The 15015-nt window shown below is 48.9% G+C and carries 13 protein-coding genes and 2 pseudogenes; 13 read left to right on the top strand and 2 right to left on the bottom strand.

From position 1 onward, the window contains the following. Positions 1-42 precede the first annotated feature (42 nt). From DXA97_RS05880 to DXA97_RS05925, 10 genes and pseudogenes are all read left to right on the top strand, one after another. The gene (locus tag DXA97_RS05880) at positions 43-1002 is read left to right on the top strand and encodes a peptidylprolyl isomerase (protein WP_182436812.1); all 960 of its coding nucleotides are present in this window, start codon (positions 43-45) and stop codon (positions 1000-1002) included. Between the two features lie 126 nt (positions 1003-1128). Further along, positions 1129-1629, top strand: coding sequence for a DUF5721 family protein (locus DXA97_RS05885; RefSeq protein ID WP_118719033.1), 501 nt, complete (start codon positions 1129-1131; stop codon positions 1627-1629). A gap of 99 nt (positions 1630-1728) precedes the next feature. Continuing rightward, complete coding sequence (locus DXA97_RS05890; protein WP_118718896.1) at positions 1729-2856, top strand: response regulator; 1128 nt, start codon at positions 1729-1731, stop codon at positions 2854-2856. Continuing rightward, positions 2853-4373, top strand: coding sequence for a sensor histidine kinase (locus DXA97_RS05895; RefSeq protein ID WP_118718897.1), 1521 nt, complete (start codon positions 2853-2855; stop codon positions 4371-4373). Before DXA97_RS05890 ends, DXA97_RS05895 begins: the two co-directional genes overlap by 4 nt. A gap of 253 nt (positions 4374-4626) precedes the next feature. Then, positions 4627-5706 (top strand): ABC transporter substrate-binding protein, encoded by a 1080-nt coding sequence (locus DXA97_RS05900; RefSeq protein ID WP_118718898.1) that lies wholly within the window; start codon positions 4627-4629, stop codon positions 5704-5706. Positions 5707-5901: 195 nt separating this feature from the next. Continuing rightward, positions 5902-7419 (top strand): sugar ABC transporter ATP-binding protein, encoded by a 1518-nt coding sequence (locus DXA97_RS05905; protein ID WP_118718899.1) that lies wholly within the window; start codon positions 5902-5904, stop codon positions 7417-7419. Positions 7420-7421: 2 nt separating this feature from the next. Beyond that, the gene (locus DXA97_RS05910) at positions 7422-8483 is read left to right on the top strand and encodes an ABC transporter permease (RefSeq protein WP_118718900.1); all 1062 of its coding nucleotides are present in this window, start codon (positions 7422-7424) and stop codon (positions 8481-8483) included. Continuing rightward, entirely contained in the window at positions 8483-9496 is a 1014-nt protein-coding gene (locus tag DXA97_RS05915; protein ID WP_118541860.1) for a sugar ABC transporter permease YjfF, read from the top strand. Before DXA97_RS05910 ends, DXA97_RS05915 begins: the two co-directional genes overlap by 1 nt. A gap of 130 nt (positions 9497-9626) precedes the next feature. Next, positions 9627-11626: pseudogene (gene htpG / locus DXA97_RS05920) on the top strand (molecular chaperone HtpG). A gap of 517 nt (positions 11627-12143) precedes the next feature. After that, positions 12144-12572 carry a hypothetical protein gene (locus tag DXA97_RS05925; RefSeq protein WP_118718901.1) on the top strand — a complete coding sequence of 143 codons (429 nt, stop codon included), beginning with the start codon at positions 12144-12146 and terminating at the stop codon, positions 12570-12572. 123 nt (positions 12573-12695) lie between these two features. On the opposite strand, the gene DXA97_RS20075 is transcribed toward DXA97_RS05925, so the two are convergent. Together DXA97_RS20075 and DXA97_RS05930 are read right to left on the bottom strand one after the other, a co-directional pair. Next, a complete protein-coding gene (locus DXA97_RS20075) occupies positions 12696-12833 on the bottom strand; it encodes a hypothetical protein (RefSeq protein ID WP_182436813.1) in 138 nt (45 codons plus the stop codon). Further along, positions 12827-13285, bottom strand: a pseudogene (locus DXA97_RS05930) (pyruvate formate lyase family protein); the annotation flags it as partial. The gene DXA97_RS20075 and the pseudogene DXA97_RS05930, both read right to left, overlap by 7 nt. 196 nt (positions 13286-13481) lie before the next feature. On the opposite strand from DXA97_RS05930, the gene DXA97_RS05935 reads away from it, so the two are divergent. The 3 genes from DXA97_RS05935 to DXA97_RS05945 all read left to right on the top strand — a co-directional run bounded on the left by DXA97_RS05935 (position 13482) and on the right by DXA97_RS05945 (position 14976). After that, positions 13482-14279, top strand: a complete 798-nt coding sequence (locus DXA97_RS05935; protein ID WP_118718903.1) for a DUF4037 domain-containing protein — start codon at positions 13482-13484, stop codon at positions 14277-14279. Between the two features lie 123 nt (positions 14280-14402). Next, the gene (locus DXA97_RS05940) at positions 14403-14660 is read left to right on the top strand and encodes a DUF4125 family protein (RefSeq protein ID WP_118718904.1); all 258 of its coding nucleotides are present in this window, start codon (positions 14403-14405) and stop codon (positions 14658-14660) included. Beyond that, on the top strand, positions 14602-14976 hold the full coding sequence (locus DXA97_RS05945; protein ID WP_182436814.1) for a DUF4125 family protein: 375 nt from the start codon (positions 14602-14604) through the stop codon (positions 14974-14976). The genes DXA97_RS05940 and DXA97_RS05945 overlap by 59 nt, the downstream gene beginning before the upstream one ends. Positions 14977-15015 lie beyond the last annotated feature (39 nt).

A 15015-nucleotide genomic window follows, 5' to 3' on the forward strand; every position in this document is an offset into this window, starting at 1 on the left:
GAAAAAGATAGAAAAAATAGTTGTGCCGCAGGCAGGTGTATAATGAGAAAATGGCTGGCAGCGATTCTGGCAGTGATTCAGATTTTTCTTCTTACGGCCTGCAGCGTGAACCTTCCCATGGTTTCGGAAAGCACGGAAACGGACGGCTACAGCGATGCCCAGACCATGCTGGTCATTGCGACGGAGCGTAACCGTTACCGCAAGGTTTACACGGACCAGATCTGGAGTGTGGAGGTCAGTGACGATCAGACGCCGTTCCAGACGTATCTGCTGGACCAGATCCGCAGCTTTTTAGGAGAAGTGAAAACCATGAATCTTTTGGCAGATGAGCAGGGACTGACATTAAACAGCCAGGAGCGGGAGCAGTTAAAGCAGTTGTCTGACGATTACTATGACTCGCTTACCGATGCCGATAAGGCCTACACGAAGGCAACAAGGGATGATGTCTATACGATGTATGAGGCATACCACCGCGCAAACCGGATTGTGGATGAGTTGACGAAGGACGTCAGTCTGGAGGTCAGTGACAGTGAGGCACGTGTTATCCAGGTGCAGGAGATCGCAGTCAGCGAAGAAAGCAAAGCGCAGGAACTGTATGATCAGTTGACCAACAGTGGGGCAGATTTCGCAGCTACAGCAAGAAAAGAGTCTGAAAACACGGACATTGAGGCTTTGGTGGGCCGCGGGGAACGGGAGGCTGCCTATGAGAATCCGGTCTTTGCGCTGGAAAGCGGACAGATCACAGAGCCATTTGCATATCAGGGAAAGTGGTATCTGGTCAAATGCGTCAATGACTTTGACGAGGACGCTACATTGGAACGGAAAAACAAGCTGGCGCTGGAACGGAAAAACCAGGCTTTCCACCGCATTTATGATTCCTTCGCGGCAGAGCATCCTGTGGAGATCCAGGGAAGCATCTGGAATAAGGTTTCGTTAAATGATGGTGCGGACTGTACCACTTCTGACTTCTTCGAGCGCTATCAGGAATCGATGGGAGAGTAAACAGAACAGTTACGAACAGGAAACATGTATGAGTCTGCACAGGACCATTCAGACCATGCAGGAACACGGTACAGCAGACAAATAGGCCAGCAAGACAAGGGCAGCAAAGCAAGGGGGATTTTGCGGATGATCGCATTAAAAATAGAAGATTTGAAAAGCTTCACGGCACAGCTGTTTGTGGGGGAAACATTCGACGGCTGGCTGGTGCGTGAGGCAAGCATTGTTACGTTTAACAGCTTTACCATAGACGGACATATCCGGCAGGGCTATTACTCAGAGGAAGAACTGGAGGCAAACCGTGTGGAAGAGTTTTCTTCCTGGAAGATGCTCCGGCCAATCTGCTATTCCCTGATCAAGGGAAAGCGGCTTCCAGAAAGCTTTCAGATCACGCTGCAGCTTTCCCCAGAGGAAAATGAGAAGTTTTTAAGGCGTGTGAAGCCAGACTTTCCGGTGGAGCAGTTAGCGGCTTTGTACCTGAATATCCGCTACGAAAACCATGCAGCCTCCTGCGTGACCGGGACATCGCTGAAGGTTTTTACGCTGGACAAGCAGATCGAGCATGAGTGGGACGATACGGTGCGCAGATATTTCAAAAAGCTGCAGATCCCGTATGTATCTGCCGAGTAGTGGGACGGCTCATGCAGTGCAAATAACAACAGGCTGATGTTTGTGCAGAGCATGAACAGGCTGTTACGGGGAATGTGACCGAAGAGGGGGAAAACGGGTATGGTAAAGGTATTTCTTGTGGAAGATGAAGCGATCATACGGCGCGGCATCAAAAAGAATGTAGAGTGGGAGAAAAACGGGTTTACGTTTGTCGGGGAAGCCGGTGACGGGGAATATGCGTATCCGCAGATCTTAAAGACGGAGCCGGATATCCTGATTACGGATATCAAGATGCCGTTTATGGATGGACTGGAGCTCAGCCGTCTGGTAAAAAAGGCACTTCCCGACACGAAGATCATTATTTTAAGCGGGTACAATGAATTTGATTATGCAAAAGAGGCCATCACGATCGGAATCAGCGAGTATCTCTTAAAACCGGTCACGGCAGCCAGCCTGACGGCGGTGCTCCGGAAGGTGAGGGAGGAGATCCGGGAAGAAAAAGAGAAATCCAGGCTGTTAGAGCGCTATTTTGTGAGCTATGAACAATACAATGAGTTTCTCGATAAGACCGATTATACCGGAGTGAACCGGAAACTGATCGAGGATTTCTTAAAGCTTGGCTCCGCAGGAGAAGAGGGCCTTTTTGTGGACGAATATTTTGCCGCTGTGGGAGAAAATAATTATAAATCGTTATTGCTCCGCCAGTATATGACGATCGATATTTTTTATTGTGTCCAGGAATTTTTAAAGGGACTTCATGTCAGCATGGATGAGCTTGCGCCGGAGTTTGGGGACATTAAGTATATCCCGAAGATCGCCGGAAGCGTGGAAGAGACGATGCATTATTTAGAAAAGCTGTTTGCGGCAGCCCTGTCTGAGCGGGATAAGGTATCCTCAAACCGCTATGGTTCCTTAATTGACATGGCAAAGCAGTACCTGAAGGAGCACTTTGAGAGCAACGAGATCTCGCTCAACACCGTCTCTGCAGAGGTCGGGGTCAGCAGCAGTTATTTTTCTTCGATCTTTAAGCAGGAGACCGGGCAGAGCTTTGTGGAGTATCTGACAAAGCTCCGGATCGATAAGGCCTGTGAGCTTTTGCGGTGCACGACACTGCGAAGTGCGGAGATCGGGGAGCGTGTGGGCTACAATGACCCGCACTATTTCAGCGCGACCTTTAAAAAGGTGACCGGGGTATCGCCGAAGGATTATAAAAACGGCGGCCAGGAACCGGAAAGAAGGACGGTATGACTCTGTGGGCGCGGATAGCCAGAAGGGTATCCTTAAAGGACCGGATGCGTCTTCTGATCATCCTGACGGTCATTCCGCTTACCATGATGGTGCTGGCGATCGCAGGCATGATCCATAATTACTCCAGCTCCTACAATAAGATCATGAATAACTTAAAGGTCATCAACACCTACAACATGAATTTTAAATCCGATATGGAATATTCCATGTACCGGGTTATGATCGGTCTCATCAACACGAGAAAGTTTGATGCGGGGGATATCATCGAAGGCCAGACGCAGTATGCCACAGTGGTAAAGAACCCGTTTCATATGATCGAGGATGCCCGGTACGATATGGAGTACAGAATCACAAGAAAACCGGGGACAGACGGGGACATTAACATCAAAGGAATCCTGTCATGCCTGGATTCCCTGGAAAAAGCGGTGCAGAAGATGATCGAAAATTCCCATAAGGCCGGAAGATACGATGAAAACCAGGCAATCTGGGAAAATGATGTCCAGGGCCTGTGCTCGATGATTCAGGATTACATCAATAAGTACATTTACTATGAGACCCATAATATGGAAGAACTGCAGCAGGATCTGGAGCAGCAGACCAACCAGATCGTCTATGGATTTCTGGGACTTCTGGGGGTGATCCTGGTAACGGGAATCTTCTTTTCTACTTTGCTTACGAATTCGGTGACGAGACCGATCAACAGCCTGAAGATGACGGCAGAGCGTCTTGGAGGCGGAGACTGGGATGCCCGGGCCGAGCTTGGCAGTCTGGAGGAGATCAATGTCCTGGCCCGCACGTTTAACCAGATGAGCGGGGAGATCGCCGGACTGATCGGGCGGATCCGCAAGGAACAGAAAAATCTGCATATTGCGGAAATGAAGCTGTTGCAGGCGCAGATCAACCCGCATTTTCTGTATAATACTCTGGACTCGATCGTCTGGATGGCGGAGGACGGCGATAACCAGAAGGTCGTGGAAATGACAGCCGATCTAAGCGATTTTTTCCGTACTGTCTTATCCGAGGGACGCGATTTTATCACGATCAATGAGGAAAAGCGGCATATCGAAAGCTATTTAAAGATCCAGAAGATCCGTTACGAAGATATTCTGGATTACCGGATCATCATTGATGAGCGGATCGGACAGAAACAGATCCTGAAGATGATCCTGCAGCCGGTCGTGGAAAATGCACTTTATCATGGCATTAAAAACAAGCGGGGCGGCGGCAGGATCACCATACGCGGCTATGAGGATAAAAGTGGTCTGGTGTTTGAAGTGGAAGACAACGGGCGTGGAATGGATACCGGCACATTAAAGCGTCTGCGGGAAAAGGTAAGCGGCAGTGATGCAGCGCAGGAGGTCAGTGAAAAAGGCGGGTTTGGCATGTCAAATGTGGCGCAGCGGATCCGCATGTATTATGGCGGCGATGCGGCGATCACGATCGAGTCGGAAGAGTATGTGGGTACCTGTGTGAAGATTTATATCGGGCACGGATGCCCCGGTGCAAGAACGGAGTGAAAGAGAATGCCCGGACTGGAAGCTTCATCACTTAAAAACATATAAAAACAGATAAAATCAAAAGAAAACACACTTCTTCTTAAAGAAAACACACCGATTTCCCGAAAACGGGAAAAAATTTCAAAAGAATTCGAAAAAACAGTAAAATAATCCCATTTTTTTCAAAAAAGCTCTGTTTCAAAAAACAGGGCTTTTTTTTATAATGAAATTACAAAATGAATACGGAACATATTCAAAAAGGAGGAAGGTATTTATGAAAAAGCAACTCACAGCAATCGCACTCACAGCAGCTATGGTAGGTTCCCTGACCGCTTGCGGCGGCAGCAAGCCTGCTGAGACAACCGCAGCTCCGAAGGAAGAGGCTAAGACCGAGGCACCAGCAGAGACTGAGGCGAAAGCAGAAGAATCTAAGGAAGAGGCAGCAGCAAGCGGAGATTTGATCACCGTTGGTTATGCACAGGTTGGTGCAGAGTCTGACTGGAGAACTGCAAACACCGAGTCCTTCAAATCTACCTTTACCGAAGAGAACGGCTATAAGCTGATCTTCGACGATGCACAGCAGAAACAGGAGAACCAGATCAAGGCAATCCGTTCCTTCATCCAGCAGGAAGTTGACTACATCGTAGTAGCACCGGTTGTTGAGACTGGTTGGGAAACTGTTCTGGAAGAAGCAAAAGAAGCAGGAATCCCGGTTATCCTTTCTGACCGCCAGATGCAGCTTTCCGATGACTCCCTGTATGAGGCATGGGTAGGCGGTAACTTCGTAAAAGAAGGCGAGACCTGTGGTGACTGGCTTGCAAAATATCTGGAAGACCAGGGACGCGGCGATGAAGAGATCAATATGGTAACCATTCAGGGTACCATCGGTGCTTCCGCACAGGTTGGCCGTACAGAAGGTATGGATAACAAGTTAAAAGAGCACTCCAACTGGAAGATGTTAGACAGACAGTCTGGTGAGTTCACCCAGGCAAAAGGCCAGGAAGTTATGGAGTCCTTCTTAAAGAGCTACCCGGATATCGACGTTGTTATCTGTGAGAACGATAACGAGGCATTTGGTGCGATCGATGCGATCCATGCAGCAGGCAAGACCTGTGGCCCGGACGGCGACATCATCGTAGTAAGCTTTGACTCTGTAAAGGCAGCATTTGAATCCATGATCAAGGGCGACTTAAATGCAACCTTCGAGTGCAACCCGCTTCATGGACCGCGTGTAGCTGAGATCATCCAGAAACTGGAAAAAGGCGAGAGCGTAGACAAGATCCAGTACGTAGACGAGGCATACTTCGATACCTCCATGGATCTGGAAAACATTCTGAAAGACAGAGCATATTAATTTAGAATCACCCATCCGGAATTGAACGGAATGGCATAAAAACGTGAGTTCCGTCAGGAAGAATACAGAGTGCGGAGCCGGAGGCCTAGGCTTCCGGCCCCGCACTTTTGGCTTTATGGATTTTTGAAACGTGACTGTGAAGGTACTGAACAGTTACGAAGCATGTGAGATAAGATGATAGGAGGCAAAGCTTTTATGGAACAAGGATCAGTTCTTGAAATGAGAGGGATTTATAAAACATTCCCGGGCGTAAAAGCTCTGCAGAATGTGGATTTTACACTGAAAAAGGGTGAGATCCATGCACTTATGGGGGAAAATGGTGCGGGAAAATCTACCCTGATCAAGGTATTGACAGGCGTGGAGGAATTTGAAACAGGACAGATCATGATCGACGGATTCGATCAGCCTGTTGTGAACCGGAGCCCTCAGGAGGCACAGCAGAGAGGAATCAGCACGGTATATCAGGAGGTAAACCTCTGTCCGAACCTTTCCGTCGCAGAGAATCTTTTTATCGGCAGAGAACCGAGAAAAGGCGGTCTGATCGACTGGAAGACTATGAATAAGAGAGCAAGTGAGCTGTTAAAAAGCCTGGATATAAACGCAGATGTGACACAGACGATTGATCATTATTCCATCGCGATTCAGCAGATGATCGCGATCGCACGTGCGGTGGACATGTCTGCAAAGGTTCTGATCCTGGATGAGCCGACCTCTTCCCTGGATGACAACGAGGTAGAAAAGCTGTTTGTCCTGATGAGAAGATTAAAGAGTGAAGGCGTCGGGATCATTTTCGTAACACATTTCCTGGAGCAGGTTTATGCGGTCTGTGACAAGATCACGGTACTTCGGAACGGACAGCTGGTCGGACAGTTTACAACCGCAGAGCTGCCGCGTTTCCAGCTGGTAGCAAAGATGATGGGCAAGGACTTCGATGACCTGGCTGCGATCAAGCACAGCGGGGAAGAAGAACGGAACTTCGATGGTGCCGATGTTGTCATCAAAGCAGCAGGTGTCGGAAAGAAGGGCTACATTAAGCCGTTTGATCTGGTCATCCGCAAGGGCGAAGTCATCGGTCTGACCGGACTTCTTGGTTCCGGACGTTCCGAGACCGTCCGTGTGATCTACGGTGCAGAAAAACCGGATACCGGCGAACTGGAAGTAAAGGGAGAGAAACTGATCTCCAGACATCCGCTGGATTCCATGAACCGCGGCATGGCATACCTTCCGGAGGACCGGAAAAACGAAGGTATCATTGCAGATCTGTCGGTAAGGGAGAATCTGATCATCGCACTTCAGGCGAAGCAGGGAATCTTCCATCTGCTGAGCAGAAAGCAGCAGGAGGAATACACCGACAAATACATCGACATGCTTCAGATCAAGACAGCCAGCCGGGAAACACCGATCAAATCCTTATCCGGTGGAAACCAGCAGAAGGTGATCATCGGCAGATGGCTGCTGACCAACCCGGATTTCCTGGTTCTGGACGAGCCGACACGAGGCATCGATGTCGGAACCAAGACCGAGATCCAGAAGCTGGTCGTAGAACTGGCAGAAAAAGGAATGGCAGTTGTGTTCATCTCTTCCGAGGTAGAAGAAATGCTGCGTACCTGCGACCGCATGATCGTCCTGCGTGACGGTGCGAAGGTCGGAGAGCTGAGCGGCGCAGAGATGAACCAGGCTTCCATTATGACAACGATCGCAGGGGGGCAGTAATTATGAAAGAATTCAATATCAAAAAACTGACATCGCAGAGATTGTTTTTGCCGATCTTTTGCCTGGCGCTCGTTCTTTTAGTCAACGTCATGACAACGCCGGACTTCTTTGCAGTCTCAGTCCGTGACGGCGTTCTTTACGGCTACATCATTGATATCATCAACCGTGCTTCGGAGCTTGTGATCCTGGCAATCGGTATGACACTGGTTGTATCGGCTTCCGCAGGTACCGATATTTCCGTAGGTGCGATCATGGCAGTGAGTGCAGCAGTATGCTGTAACCTTCTGACCGGCGGTGAGCGTGCGGCAACCGAATATGCATGCCCGCTGATCCTTGGTTTCCTCGCAGCCCTTGTGATCGGCGCATTGATCGGATGCTTTAACGGTGTCCTGGTCGCAAAATTAAAGATACAGCCGATGGTAGCAACCCTGATCATGTTTACGGCAGGACGCGGAATCGCACAGCTGATCACCGACGGACAGATCACCTACGTCCGCGTAGAAAGCTACAAGGTATTAGGAAGCTTCCTTCCGCATGTTCCGGTACCGACCCCGTTTATCGTGGCCATGCTTATGGTGATTTTAACTTCTTTGATTTTGAAGAAGACGGCACTCGGCCTGTATATCCAGTCCGTCGGAATCAACGCGAAGGCATCCAGGCTCGTCGGAATCAAATCGACGATGATCGTTTTCCTTACATATGCATTCTGTGGAATCTGCTCCGGTCTGGCCGGCATGATCGCTTCCAGCCGTATCTACTCTGCAGATGCCAACAACATCGGCCTGAACATGGAGCTGGATGCGATCCTGGCCGTAGCGATCGGCGGAAACTCCTTAGGCGGTGGTAAATTCTCACTGGCAGGCTCGATCATTGGTGCTTATACGATCCAGGCGCTGACGACCACCCTTTACGCCATGCACGTTTCATCGGACCAGGTTCCGGTCTACAAGGCAATCGTGGTAGTCATCATCGTGGCCCTTCAGTCACCGGGCTTTGCGAAATGGCGTAAGTCCCTCGCACAGAAAAAAGACGCGCAGATGAACGCAGGAAAGGAGGCTGCATAATGAAACAGAAAAAAAAGCTGAACCAGACCAGCTTCCTTTTGCTGATCACGATCGTATTGTTCTTTGTTATGTATGCCATCGGATGTATTGTTTTTAAAGAGCAGGGCTTTGCAAAGACCCAGAACTTCTTAAACCTGTTTATCTCCAATGCCGGACTGATCGTCATTGGTGTCGGCATGACCACCGTCATGATCACCGGTGGCATTGATATCAGCGTCGGCTCGTTTGTAGCGATGGCCTGCATGATGCTGGCCTGGATGATGGAGCGCGCACAGATCGGTGCAGTCCCGGCCGTCATCATCGTGCTGGTAACCGGTATCGTATTTGGACTGGTGCAGGGATTTTTAGTAGCTTACATGGACATCCAGCCATTCATTGTGACCCTGGCCGGAATGTTCTTTGCCAGAGGTATGACCGCGATCATCTCCAAGGACATGATCAGTATTACCAATGAAACCTTCATGGCATGGGCAAAAGCCAAGATCTACCTTCCGTTTGGCGGCTACGTAAACCGGAAGGGCGTCATGATCTATCCGTACATTTACCCGACCGTTGTGATCGCGCTGATCATTCTGATCCTTGCGTTTATCATGCTGCGTTATACCAAATTTGGCCGCAGCATCTACGCAGTCGGCGGCAATGAGCAGTCCGCCCTGATGATGGGCTTAAATGTACGCCGCGTGAAATTAAAAGCGTATGTGCTGGACGGATTCCTCTGCGGAGTCGGCGGTATCCTGTTCTGCTTAAATACTCTGGGCGGCTTCGTGGAGCAGGCAAAAGGCTTTGAGATGGATGCGATCGCATCTTCCGTTATCGGCGGCACCCTCTTAACCGGTGGTGTCGGCAACGTAATCGGAACCCTGTTCGGTGTTCTGATCAAGGCAACGATCGAGGCATTCATTACTTTCCAGGGAACCTTATCCTCCTGGTGGACCCGTATCACGATCGCAGCACTCCTGTGCTTCTTCATCGTGCTGCAGTCTGTACTTGCCATGATCAAGAAGAAAGATTAAACAAATTTTATAGAAATTAAAAATATTAGCACTCATTTTGAATGAGTGCTAATATTTTTGTTGACTTTTTGCATTTACGGTATTAGAATACTGTTATAGAAATTATGTAACAGAAAAGGAGCATCTGATTATGAGCAGAACAGGTAATTTATCCATAAACAGTGAAAATATATTCCCAATCATCAAAAAGTGGCTGTATTCCGACCACGACATTTTCTATCGTGAGCTGGTTTCCAACGGCTGCGATGCCATCACCAAGTTAAAGAAGCTGGAGCTGATGGGCGAGTACACCAGGCCGGAGGATATGGAGTACAAGGTACAGGTTACTGTAAACCCGGATGACAAGACCATTGCCATTACCGATAACGGTCTTGGTATGACTGAGGCTGAGGTAGAAGAGTATATCAACCAGATCGCATTTTCCGGCGCTCAGGATTTCCTGGAGAAATACAAAGACAAAGCCAATGAGGACCAGATCATCGGTCACTTCGGTTTAGGCTTCTACTCCGCATTCATGGTAGCAGATAAGGTAACCATCGATACCCTTTCCTACAAAGAGGGCAGCAAGCCGGTGCACTGGGAGTCTGAGGGTGGTCTGACCTCGAGATGAAGGATGGTGAGAAAGCAGAGCAGGGAACTACCATTACCCTGTACTTAAACGAGGACAGCTACGAGTTCTCCAACGAGTACCGCGCAAGAGAGGTCCTGGAGAAATACTGTTCCTTCATGCCGGTGCCGATCTTCTTAAACAACGAGAAGGCAGAGCCGCAGTACGAGACCATCGAGAAGGACGAGCTGACCGACAAGGACACCATCATTGAGACCATCGTAGAGCCAGCCAAGACCGAAGAAAAAGAAAATGAGAACGGCGAGAAAGAGACCGTTGAGACCGAGCCTGCAAAAGAGAAATACAAAATCCTCAAACGCCCGGTTGCATTAAATGACACCACCCCGCTTTGGAGCAAGCATCCGAATGAGTGCACCGATGAGGAGTACCGCGACTTCTACCGCAAGGTCTTCCACGACTACAAGGAGCCGCTGTTCTGGATTCACTTAAATATGGACTATCCGTTCAACTTAAAGGGTATCCTGTACTTCCCGAAGATCAACACCGAGTACGATTCCATCGAGGGAACCATTAAGCTGTACAACAACCAGGTCTTCATTGCCGATAACATCAAGGAAGTTATTCCGGAATTCTTAATGCTGTTAAAGGGCGCCATCGACTGCCCGGATCTGCCGTTAAATGTTTCCAGAAGCGCCCTGCAGAACGACGGCTTTGTGAAGAAGATTTCCGACTACATCACCAAGAAGGTAGCCGATAAGTTAAGCGGTATGTGCAAGACTGACCGTGAAAACTACGAGAAATACTGGGACGATATCGCTCCGTTCATCAAATTCGGCTGCATCAAGGATGAGAAATTCGCAGAGAAGATGAACGACTACATCCTCTTTAAGAACCTGGACGGCAAATACTTAACCTTAAAGGACTGCCTGGAGGAGAACAAAGAGAAACATGAGAACACTGTCTTCTATGTAACCGACGAGAAGGAGCAGAGCCAGTACATCAACATGTTCAAGAAGGAAGGCCTGGACGCTGTCATCCTGCCGCACAGCATCGACAGCCCGTTCATCGGCCACTTAGAGCAGAAGAACGAGGGCTTAAAGTTCCTGCGTATCGATGCAGACTTAAACAGCACCTTCAAGGAAGAAGTTAAGGAAGATGACGAAGAATTCAAGAAAACTTCCGAAACCCTGACCGAGACCTTCAAGAAAGCACTCGGCAACGATAAGCTGGAAATCAAGGTTGAGAAGCTGAAGGATGAGAACATCTCCTCCATGCTGACCGTATCAGAGGAAACCCGCCGTATGCAGGATATGATGAAGATGTACAACATGTATGGTATGGATCCGTCTATGTTCGGCGGAGCAGGCGAGACCCTCGTCTTAAACGCAAACAACAAGCTGGTACAGTATGTCCTGAACCACGGAGACGGCGAGAACACCAACAAGATCTGTGAGCAGCTCTATGACCTGGCCCTGCTGGCACACGGCAGCTTAAGTCCGGAGCGTATGACTGGATTTGTGGCACGCACCAATGAGATTATGATGATGCTCGCTGAGAAGTAAACAATATCGCACAGTAAATATCAATAAGTCCGAAAGCCCCCGCCCCGCCATGCGTAACCGCATTCACGCGAATTTTCGCCCGTTTTGCTCCGCCGCCTATTGACCGTTCCTCCGCTAACTCGCTCACTGCGTTCGCTCAGACAGAGCTCCGAAACGGTCACTATGCTCACAAAACGGGCAAAATTAGCTAAAAGAATGCGCTTATGCATGGCGGGGCGGGGGCTTCCTGCTATACTGGCTCCATTACATATAAAAAAACTGCAACCATTACTGATTTGGCCGATAGTTATCCTATTTTCGCCATTTCAGCAGGCGAAAATAGGAAAGCCTTATGACACCGGCGCAATGCCGCGAAATGATAAAATAAAAAAAGTAATATGAGCAGAAAAAAAGTTATGTCTTAAAAAAAGAACAGAAATCTTACTTGCCAAATTCTTTCATTTCCTTATAATAGATAAAATAAACGTGCGTTTTTGGACGCAGTATACAATCTTAGGTTAGACAAGAGGTAAGACAGATGTACAAAGGCATAAAGAAATTGGCAGAATTGATTTTGGAATCCGAGGAAAAATTTCTGACAGGTCAGGATGAGCAGGAAATCTGCCTGGGCACTCTTTTAAAAACCCAAAGCACAGATGAAATCTGGTTGAGCGAAGATGGGAAATATCATACGGTTATGATCGGCAACAAAGAAGAACAGGAAAGCAGCATGCAGGTGTGCCATGAGGCGCAGCATCCGGTTTGCCTTCCGAAGTTATTGTGGGTTGCCAATGCGCTTCAGAAACTGCTTGAGCAGGCAAATGGCAATCTGCCGATCGAGGAGAATGAAAATCCGGAACTGATCCGTAATGCAGCTGAGATCATCCGGAAATATGCAGACGGGCTTTCCCACGATGCGCGCAGCGCAAAGGAAATCTGTGCAGAGGGCGGTCAGAATATCGCGTAAAATTATATGCAAAATTTCTATACAAAAAAGTCTCTTATGTTCCGGTGGGAATGATACACCGGCATAAGAGACTTTTTCGTTTTCTTTCATAAAAAATGAGGCATCAGGGTATTTCTTACTTTTCTACAACCGGATGGTCAGCCCCAGATAATCCTCATAATACTGCATGATCAGACAGGACATGATCATACGATGGCGGGTGTATCCGTCTTCCAGAGGAATTTCCGTGATCTCATTGATCTTGTTTAACTTGTTCAGCAAAGTATTAAGCAGGTGTCAGCATGCAGCTTGTACATGTCAGCTACAAATGCATCGACTTCCGGAATGTTGTTGCCGTATTTTGGCTGGGAAGCAAAATCAGCACGCATCTCGTCGTAGCCTTCCCAGTCAGCATCCAGGGCTGCCATTAACTGTGCCATGGTATATTTCTTCTCATCAAAGATGAGTTTCTTGATCGCGTAAAGACCATTTCCGGCATTGACTGCGCCGACTGCACCCAGCACGGCACCGTTCTCAAACTGGAAGCGGCGGTTGAACATATCTTTTCCGACTTTTACGCCGTCTTTCATCAGGCTGGAGCGGAATACGTCCGGGAACAGATCACGCTCTGCGATCATCTCTACGTTGATGCGCTCGTTTGCCATGCGCATGAGGTGGTGGATCTCATCGAAGACAGCTTCTTTGATCTCGTCAAAGGTTTCCATCTTTGTGACATCGCCGACTTCCTTGGATTATTTGGATTCTTCCACATTTAAAAAGAAACGGAGAAACCTATGAAAGGAATGAAACTTGCAAGAGACTACTTTATGCAGTACGGACGCCCTATGCTAGAGGAGCGTTTCGGGGCATATATGTCGCGCATCACAATTGGTCTGTGTGGGGAAGGTTCCGAGTGTTTTGGATTTGACGATGAAATTTCAAGAGACCATGATTTCGGTCCAGCCTTCTGCTTATGGCTGGACCGAAATCATGGAAGAGATCGGGGAGCGCCTCATAGCAGAATATGAGGCACTCCCTGCCTCATTTTATGGGATGCCGGTCCGCCGTGACGGCCGTATGAGCGGCCACCGGGTTGGTGTGTGGGAGAGTGGGGAGTTTTACCGTCATTTCCTTGGCAGTACAGTGGGACCGCAGACACAGATGGAGTGGCTGAATCTGCCGGACAGCTACCTGGCGGTGGCAGCGAATGGCTGCATTTTTAAAGAGGGGAGCGGTTCCTTTCTGGAAGTCCGCAGCCGCTTAAAAGCAGGTCACCCGGAAGATGTGCGCATCAAAAAAATGGTGGCGCGGGCAGCCAATATGTCCCAGTCCGGACAGTACAACCTACCGCGCAGCGTGCGGCGCGGGGAATATGTGGAAGCCGGGCTGGCGCTCGCGGAGTTTGTGCGCCATGGGATGGTCATGATCTACCTGCTGAACCACCGGTATGCGCCGTTTTATAAATGGATGCACAGGGGGCTTGGAGAGCTTCCGATTCTGGGAACGACACAGAAGCTGTTTGCGCAGTTAATGGATCCATGCCCAGAGTCGCTCTTTTGGGAGCAGAAACAGGAACTTATTGAAACGATCTGCGGCCTGATTTCTGCCGAGTGGCAGCGACAGGGGCTGATCGGGACGACAGATCCTTTTTTGCAGAATAGTCTTGATGAACTCATGAAACAGATTCAGGACCCGCAGATTGCGGTATTGCCGTGGCTATACGGGTAGGGTGTATACAACTTGTCATCTGGACGAGCGATAGATTTGGAAAGAACCGGACAACCAAAGCACTGGAATGAGAATGACAGGCCGGATGCGGCGATGAAATAAAAAGAAGGAGGCGATATAGAGATGGAGCAAGATGGAAAAAGCATGGCACAGGAAGAATCGAATCGGGGAAACAAAGAATGGAATCCGGAACGGAAAGATGCAAATCTTGATAACGAAGCCTTGATCAAGGAAATCGTCCAGACGGAATGGGCGATGTTTGACCGGGTTTCTAATGCAGGCGGAAGAGCCGGCTGCCAGGATGACTGGGAACCTCGATATTATGCGGCGAAGCCAGTTTGTGGTATGGGACCGGGTAAGCCTAGAATCTTACCGGAATGATCTGCAGCAGGCAGAAAAACAGGGCAGAAATCTTCTCACAGAAAAATACGCTTATATGATGCAGGATACCTGCCCGGAAGAATACCAGAAGATTGAAAAAGAGCTTCCGGTGCTTTCTGCCGAAAAACAGAAACTGGTGTCGGAACTGACCGAACTTCAGACCAGATGGATGGAGCGTTTCCATGAAAGTCATCCATTGTTTGGCAGTCAGGGGCGGCAGTCCGGAAGAAAGATGCTTACCCGGGGGAGGCATCGGTGGAGACGTATGCAATGGGAGAGTTATCGACCTATTCCGAAAAGACCCTCGCATGTTTAAAAGCCTGCTATGAAACATTAGAACAGCAGGAAAAACATC

It is taken from the genome of Clostridium sp. OF09-36 (assembly GCF_003481985.1).
Classification (GTDB): Bacteria; Bacillota; Clostridia; order Lachnospirales; family Lachnospiraceae; genus Brotaphodocola.

Coding starts and splice junctions, on each gene's coding strand:
- DXA97_RS05880 (WP_182436812.1), top strand. CDS start 43: ATGAGAAAATGGCTGGCAGCGATTCTGGCAGTGATTCAGATTTTTCTT.
- DXA97_RS05885 (WP_118719033.1), top strand. CDS start 1,129: ATGATCGCATTAAAAATAGAAGATTTGAAAAGCTTCACGGCACAGCTG.
- DXA97_RS05890 (WP_118718896.1), top strand. CDS start 1,729: ATGGTAAAGGTATTTCTTGTGGAAGATGAAGCGATCATACGGCGCGGC.
- DXA97_RS05895 (WP_118718897.1), top strand. CDS start 2,853: ATGACTCTGTGGGCGCGGATAGCCAGAAGGGTATCCTTAAAGGACCGG.
- DXA97_RS05900 (WP_118718898.1), top strand. CDS start 4,627: ATGAAAAAGCAACTCACAGCAATCGCACTCACAGCAGCTATGGTAGGT.
- DXA97_RS05905 (WP_118718899.1), top strand. CDS start 5,902: ATGGAACAAGGATCAGTTCTTGAAATGAGAGGGATTTATAAAACATTC.
- DXA97_RS05910 (WP_118718900.1), top strand. CDS start 7,422: ATGAAAGAATTCAATATCAAAAAACTGACATCGCAGAGATTGTTTTTG.
- DXA97_RS05915 (WP_118541860.1), top strand. CDS start 8,483: ATGAAACAGAAAAAAAAGCTGAACCAGACCAGCTTCCTTTTGCTGATC.
- DXA97_RS05925 (WP_118718901.1), top strand. CDS start 12,144: ATGTACAAAGGCATAAAGAAATTGGCAGAATTGATTTTGGAATCCGAG.
- DXA97_RS05935 (WP_118718903.1), top strand. CDS start 13,482: ATGAAATTTCAAGAGACCATGATTTCGGTCCAGCCTTCTGCTTATGGC.
- DXA97_RS05940 (WP_118718904.1), top strand. CDS start 14,403: ATGGAGCAAGATGGAAAAAGCATGGCACAGGAAGAATCGAATCGGGGA.
- DXA97_RS05945 (WP_182436814.1), top strand. CDS start 14,602: ATGCGGCGAAGCCAGTTTGTGGTATGGGACCGGGTAAGCCTAGAATCT.